Raw genomic sequence first — 7,066 nt, forward strand, 5'->3', positions numbered from 1 at the left:
ACTACTTAAACCACCATTTTTTTTATCAAAAAGAGTTATTCTTTTATCTTTTAGAGTGTATTCTTTTGCAATATTGAGTGAGTTTTTATCTGTGCTACCATCATTTACTAGTATGATTTCTAAGTTAGTATAAGTTTGATTGATTACACTATCTAAACATTCTTTTAAATATTTTTCTACATTATATATGGGGATTACTACGCCTACTTTTTTGGTTTGCATTTTACCTCTTTTTTATTACAATATTATGGTATTTGTTCCACATAAAACAAACTCGGTTTAAAAATATTCACAACCTTTTTTTAAGAAAATCTTTAAAAAATAAATATGGATTCTTTATTAATTTTTTAAATTTTCGGTAGAAAACTTCTTGTTTACTATCTACTTTTTTTACAACTTCTAAAGACTTCACATTAGGTTCTTCTTTTATAAGAAATTCTTCTTTGTTATCAGCATTTGTCGAAAATACAGTTGTTTTATCACAATAACTTATATTATATATTTTTTCACTGACACCAAAATCTCTATATATATTGTCTATCGTATTACAATAATTTTCCTGAAAGCTATTTGGAGAAAGACATTTTTTATACAACTTAATATTATCATCTTGCATTTTATTTACTTTCTCATTTAAAAATTGAGAAAATAGAAAAATATTATCAGCAAATTTATCAATATCTTCAACTGGAGAATAAAGCATTCCACTTGTTTTGTTTTCTAGCCAACGGTATCCACCTACATAAGAGCATATTATCGGTTTTCCAAAAGCTAAAAATTCAATCATACTCAAATCAAACAAACTACCCCTATTTGGACACAAGCATGCATCAGCCATATTAATATATTCTTGTGGATTATCAATAAAAGGTATTTGTATCCACTGCTTTGATTGAATTTGTATGATTTGTTTTTCACCAACAACCACAAAATAAATTCTATCATTTTTACTAATAATTTTTTTTGCAGCATTTATTAAAATATCATAACCTCTAACATCTATAAATCTCCCAAGATAAAGAAATACTTTAGCATCATTTGGAATATCCAAGCTTTCCCTGAGAATTTTTTTATCAAGTACTGGCTTGTTTATATCAGTACCTGTAGGGCAAAAATAAATAGGTTTGTCTTTTATAAGTAAAGGAAAATCCGGCCATAAATTATAATACCCTTCTAAACTTTCTTCAGTAGGAAAAAATAAACAATCTGCGAGCTTAAAAGCCCATTTATCTCTCTCATTAAAATAGTAACGAAACATTTCTTTATCAACTTCAGTCCATTTTGTATTTCTACATGTAAGATACATATCTTCCATGGTTGGTTGATATGGATTATGCGTTGTAAGAATTTTCACAACTCTTGATTCTATACCCAATCTAATCAAAGAATTATATACTGGCAAAAAATTATAAGCTCCATGTATATGTATGGATGCTATATTTTTTGAATCGATTTTAGCATATTCTGAAAACGGTATAATCTCCCTAAACCATTCTTGTCTTTTTTTTAACAAATGCGATGAAACCATATCTTTAGAATACTGCTGAGTATAACAAAACCTTCTTTCAATAATATCAGACAGTAAATCATTGCTTATTCTTTCATGAGGCAAGATATTTGGAAAAAGAAAACAACACTCCGTACCCATTTGTGTTAGTCTTGATGGGTTATTTTGCAAAAAGGCTGAAAATAGCGATGAAATATAACCCACAGAACCACCTTTTTTCAAATCATAGCCTTGATGACAATGAATATAATGTTTAAGCATATTATCCCTTTTTTTTATTTTTTAATTTTATCAAAAATCTTAGCTTCTTCTTCCCATTTATGTATCGCCAATATTTTCCCACTAGAAGGATCGTTATTAAAATAATGACTAACCCCATCCACTTGATCCCGCAAAGAAAAACCGTAAAAATTCAATTCGTTATATTTAATTTTATCCAATATATAATTAATCATAATCAAACCTAAAGACATAACTCGAATATCATATTCGACAAGATAGTTAATACATTGAATCCTGGTGATTTTCACACCTGCATACAACCAATTACTTAAAACCTTGTATTGATCTAAAGGTAATTTCCTATTACAAATTGGAGCAACAACATAATCAAAATCTTTCAATGACGACTTATGGAAAATAGAATTTAATGCTGGCGTAACAACCCATATATTTGTTTTTACACCATAATCTCTATGAAACTTTAAATTTGATGAAAAATTATTAAAGCGAATTACAACATCATGAGAATCTATTTCCTCACCTCTATTTTTATTTAGCTCACAAGGACTATTTCCTACTACAGCAATTCTTTTTTGGTGTAAATATTTTCTTAATTCAACCTCATTTTTTCTTGTTGTATCTAGAAAAAAATTTATACATTTAAAATCCTCTACTTCAACCAATTCATTAATTTTTAACATATTATCAAAAAAATCAAAATTATTTTCATATATATAATTTTTTGTATTTATAAAAATACCTAAAGATCTACATAGCATTATTATGTCATTAAATACTTTTTTGTTTTTATTGATTTTATCCAATGAAACACTATTTAAAAAAAATTTTAGAAATCTTTTTAATTCTTGATCATTATCAGTATTCGGGATATTTGAAAATACTAAAATATCATTAAGAATACTATAGATATCATTTTGAGAATATTTTTCTACACCATCATCCATAATCAAATAAAATTTTAAATAAGCATAAGAACGCATAATAGAAAAATCCTGATCAAGATAACTAGATAAAGGTGCTGTTTTCTGGTAAACTAACGGGGTATAGTTTTCAACAATATGAATTTCTTTGCAATTAGTTGTAATATTTTTAATAAACTGTGCAACACGTGCATTACATTTAATACTCTGATTGTCTACCATTTTTTCAACTAACAAACAAATTTGATTTGCAATTATATTATTGTTTGTTGCTCTTGTTTTATCATAGTAAGTTTTTAAATGATTTAACAAATATCCTAGTACAGCCGGATATCTTAAATTTTTTTCAATATTTTCTAAAACATAACTTACAGTTGGTAAAATTTTATAAAAGTTTTTTGGGTCGTTTGTGCTTTGAACAACATCATCTTTTCTATAACGATAACCTCCACCTGGAATTATTTTTACCTTTGTAGCTCTTGACATAATTAAAGCTATGAAAACAGCATCTTCATAACCTCTACTGTTTTCGTTTAAGAAAAAATTATTAGAAACAACGTAGTTTTTATCATAAATTCCCATGCAAATTCCAACATTACCTAAACACAGTCTTCTTTCTATATCATCATTGCTCATTTCTTGATAATTATTTTTACTATACCCCGGATTAAACATGTTAATTGTACGATTTTTAAAACAATCTCTAACTTCTTGATATGTATCATAAAAAACGATTTCCATTGAATATTTACAAATCTGTTTTAGCAAAATTAAATAATAAAACTCTGGTACTTCGTCATCTGGCTCAAAAATTGATATATATTTTCCTTTTGATTTTTTTATACCCATATTAACAGTATATCCATATCCCCTATTCTTAGCATTTGCAAACACACGAATATATTTGTTATGATCATCTTTAAACTGCTCACATAATCCTTTTAACTTACTTAAAGTACTGTCTGTAGAGCAATCATCAATAAAGATTATTTCCACATTTGGACATTTCTGTTCTATTAAACACTTAAAAGCATTTTCAATATAGCGCTCTTTATTATAACATGGTACTATAATCGTCAATAGTATTTTATTCATTTATTTCCTTGATTTTAATTTATGACATACGCAACAAAATAATATTCTTAAAAAGATAACTGCAATATAATTTTCTTTTCTTTTTGATTGTAAGACTATCTTGCCAATTTTATAACTTAAATGTTCTTCATAAGATTTACCTTCATAATAATCACAATATTTTTTTTCCAAATCACTAGTTAACTGCATATTTTCTTCTTTCAATAAAGCTACAAACTCTTTATATTTTCTACATGATATGATTTTTTTACCTAATTTGTATTCTGATGTATTTTTTGTATATTCAACAGCACCTTGTTTATGCCTAGCCACTTCACAATAGAATTTTTTAGGGTCGAATATAATTTCCCTCAATTGTATTAACTCCCACTTTTTAAACAAAGAAAAACTATTCTTACTAAGAACTTCCAATCTTTTAAAATCCTTCTGAATTTTATACAAAAATTCTAACCTGTAATTAAAGCAAATTCGATAAAGATTCCAACGGTATCCACGGTATCTTAAATAATTAACAATAGGTAAAATATTATAAAAATTGTTTTTCGATACAAATTGCTCTATATAATCATACTCATCACAAATACAATACACTTTAGCACGACTATTACAAGAAGAATTAACATTATCTTGTCTATAATAATAGTATGCATCTTTTACCAAAAAAATACTATCAGCTAAAACTTGCAATTGAAACCAAAAACCAGTATCTTGGAAAGCAGAACCTGGAGTTTCATTACACAATATATTATATTTTTTTATAAAATCCAACTTGTAAATACCGCTAGGATTCACAATATTTGATTCGGTCAAAATTCTCTTATCGGTTTTAAAATTTAATATTTTATTATATAGAACTTCTGTCCAATTTAATAGTCTGCACTCGTAAATCCTCTCTTCTTTGTCCCAAAAATTTAACACATCTCCTTTGACTATATCACATTTTTTTTCTCTAGCTATCTTATATAAATCTTCATACATATTTTCTTTTATATAATCATCGCTTTCAACTATACCTAAGTATTCACCCTTTGCCTCTTTAATACCTAGATTTATTTGATAGCCATAACTTTTTTTATCTGAAAATATAACTTTTAACCTATTATCATTTTTTTCATACTCTCTAAGCATCTCAAGAGTGCCATCAGTAGATCCAGCATCTACGCAAATTATTTCAATATCCTTTAAAGTTTGATTTAATACGCTATCAATACATTCATGAATATATTTTATAGAATTTAACGATGGAACAATAATAGAAACTTTAGGAATTATATACATATTAAAAAATTTTTAATTCTTTTTTTGAAAATTCTAATGCAGATTTAACACTATCTTGCATATCATAGTATTTATACTCACCTAATCTTCCACCAAAATATATATTAGTTTCTTTTTTAGCTAATTCTAAATATCTTTCATATAATACTTGATTTTTATCATCATTGATGGGATAATATGGCTCTATATCTTGACTCCATTCTAGTGGATATTCTTCGCTTACTACAGTTTTTTCTTGTTTTCCAAATTCAAAATGTTTATGCTCAATAGTTCTTGTATATGGAGTTTCTTTATCTGTGTAATTTACAACAGCTACACCTTGATAATTATCTGTATCTAAAATTTTATGCTCAAATCTTAAACTTCTATATTCTAAAGGTCCAAATTGACAATCGTAAAAAGAATCAATAGTTCCAGTAAAAATAATTTTTCTTGCTTTTTTTAGAAATTCTTCTTTATGTTTTAAAAAATCGACATTTAAAAGCACTTCGCATTTTTCCAACATTTTCTCAAAAATAGCTGTATAGCCTCCTATAGGTATACCTTGATATGGATCGTTAAAGTAATTATTATCATAGATATATCTTACCGGAATTCTCCTGATAATCGATGCAGGTAAATCTTTACAATCCCTTCCCCATTGTTTTTCGGTATAACCTTTAACAAACTTTTCATAAACATCTCTTCCAACAAGTTTTATAACATGCTCTTCAAGATTGTTAGGTTCACATTGTATTTCTTGACTTTGTTTTTTTATAATATTCTTAGCTTCTTCTGGACTAAAGATATCCCATAACTTGCTAAAAGTATTCATATTAAAAGGTAAATTATAAATCTCACCTTTAAAATTAGCTATTGGAGAATTTACGAAATGATTAAATTTGCAAAATTGCTGCATGTATTTCCAAATATCCTCATCAGATGTTCTAAAAATATGTGCACCATATTTATGGACATTAATATTTTCAATATTTTCAGTATAACAATTTCCACCTATATGTGATCTTTTTTCCACTACTAAACATTTATAGCCTTTCTTGCTGGCTTCATAAGCAAAAATACTACCAAATAAACCACTACCAACTATTAAATAATCATACATTTAGCAACCTTTTTGTATTTACAAATTACAAATATAGCAAAAAATTTTAAAAAAACACCTTATAATAATAAAATTACTTAAAAAACATTCTTCTTAATTTCAAAGCCTGCTGATAATCTCTGTAAAATTCTAATGGCAATCTTTTACTTAAAACATCTTTTTTAATATTTTTTTTATATTCTATGATGTCTTTTTGATGTTGAAAAGATACTCTAATAACACTAAAAGGTAAAATTAATTTTAGTATACCTTTCTTTTTAAAAAGTTCTTTTGTAAGTTTATACGAAAGATATTCTTTCACTCTATCAACTGCCCCTAAAGGTTGATTTTGTATATATATTTTTAAATTTTTAGTGTATTTTTTTAAACATAATGGATCCTTATCAAACTTTTTTAAAGTCAAAGCTTTATTGCAAACCACTGGTAAAAAATGTGTTTTTATATCTTCACTCAAATAATGATTAGAATCGATAAATTTTATAAAATCTAATGCAATTTGCATCCAGCTTACACTTTCATAATATAGCCTAGTTATACTTGAATTCTCAAAAACATCTATTTTTTTAAGATGTGAATTAGGATGTATTATCCATTTTTTATTAGTAAAATTCATAGAGCTTGATTCTCTTAAGCGATAAACATGTATCTGCTTTGGAAATATATAAATATTTTTGCTTAAAGCAAATAGTAACACTCCAAAATGACAATCTTCTGCAAAAATTCCATTAATAAATTTTAATTTTATATTTTTAATAAAATTCAAATTGATCATACCTTGCCAAGCAAACCAAAAATAAAAAAGCTTTCTTTCTCTAGCTTTCTCTAGCCATTCTTTAGGTGTAATGATAATCTCATTTTTATAATCAAAATAAGTCATTTGACTGATATGTTTTCTTTTAACTTTATCATATAAAGGCCTAT

5 protein-coding genes and 1 pseudogene are annotated in these 7,066 nt (G+C 26.2%); all 6 read right to left on the reverse strand.

Features of this window, described 5'->3' with window-relative positions; genetic code table 11:
- Positions 1 to 222: glycosyltransferase family 2 protein (locus L8V82_RS07620; RefSeq protein ID WP_263724543.1), on the reverse strand; the 222-nt coding region annotated here is incomplete at its 3' end.
- A gap of 67 nt (positions 223 to 289) precedes the next feature.
- Positions 290 to 1,768: a glycosyltransferase family 4 protein gene (locus L8V82_RS07625; RefSeq protein ID WP_088261626.1), complete on the reverse strand. Its 1,479-nt coding sequence runs from the start codon at positions 1,766 to 1,768 to the stop codon at positions 290 to 292.
- Between the two features lie 14 nt (positions 1,769 to 1,782).
- On the reverse strand, positions 1,783 to 3,765 hold the full coding sequence (locus L8V82_RS07630) for a glycosyltransferase family 29 protein (RefSeq protein ID WP_263724544.1): 1,983 nt from the start codon (positions 3,763 to 3,765) through the stop codon (positions 1,783 to 1,785).
- On the reverse strand, positions 3,766 to 5,043 hold the full coding sequence (locus tag L8V82_RS07635; protein ID WP_088261629.1) for a glycosyltransferase family 2 protein: 1,278 nt from the start codon (positions 5,041 to 5,043) through the stop codon (positions 3,766 to 3,768).
- 1 nt (position 5,044) lies between these two features.
- Positions 5,045 to 6,145 (reverse strand): UDP-galactopyranose mutase, encoded by a 1,101-nt coding sequence (gene glf / locus L8V82_RS07640; RefSeq protein ID WP_088261628.1) that lies wholly within the window; start codon positions 6,143 to 6,145, stop codon positions 5,045 to 5,047.
- A gap of 73 nt (positions 6,146 to 6,218) precedes the next feature.
- Positions 6,219 to 7,066: pseudogene (locus L8V82_RS07645) on the reverse strand (glycosyltransferase family 2 protein); the annotation flags it as partial.

The organism is Campylobacter sp. IFREMER_LSEM_CL2151, from assembly GCF_025771725.1.
Classification (GTDB): domain Bacteria; phylum Campylobacterota; class Campylobacteria; order Campylobacterales; family Campylobacteraceae; genus Campylobacter_D; species Campylobacter_D lari_C.